The 596-nt window shown below is 44.0% G+C and carries 1 pseudogene; it reads right to left on the bottom strand.

Features of this window, described 5'->3' with window-relative positions:
* Positions 1–596 (bottom strand): annotated as a pseudogene (locus ACFIJR_RS09345) (phage late control D family protein); the annotation flags it as partial.

Below are 596 nucleotides of genomic sequence, written 5' to 3'. Positions count from 1 at the left end.
AAATAAGAAGCTTCAATGGTGCCATATTGCGTGCGTGGCTCTAGGGTAAATTCCCAGTTGGAACAGTCGTGTTTATGGATGTCGAGTGCTGGTAAATTGTCCCCGCTTAAAAATAAAAACTTATTGTCCTTGATCAAAAAACGTGCCCGCATACGGTCAGCAAGGCGGGTTAAAAAATCAACAGCCGATTGATCTGTACGAATCACATAAGGTAAAGTTTGTTGGGTGAACTGAGGACTGACCTTTGCTTGATAGCCATGGCGTTTAGCGAGTGTCTCAACAATCTCACCAACAGTTTTGTGATCAAAATGCTCACTCACCTGTTCTTTGAGCTCTTTACGCATCGAGGCACTTTTGCCACAAAGGCGTAAGATCTCTCCATCACTGCCACCACAACTTACAACCGATTCGACAACAAAACACCCCATAAAAGCACTGATGTTGTTCTCATAGCCAAAAATCACCTGCAGAGCGTTGCCCGTTTGTGGAACCTCTAAATCATTGCCACTATCATCAAATTCTGCTTCAAATGTATCGGCTTCATTACCGGCATGGTCCGTAATGGTTGCGGTTAAAAGACGCTGGTAAAAAACCTC

Source organism: Bartonella sp. OD88NMGDW (genome assembly GCF_042193775.1).
Taxonomy (GTDB): domain Bacteria; phylum Pseudomonadota; class Alphaproteobacteria; order Rhizobiales; family Rhizobiaceae; genus Bartonella; species Bartonella grahamii.
Note: the sequence above shows the minus strand (reverse complement) of the source record. Positions and strands in the feature narration are given on the sequence as shown.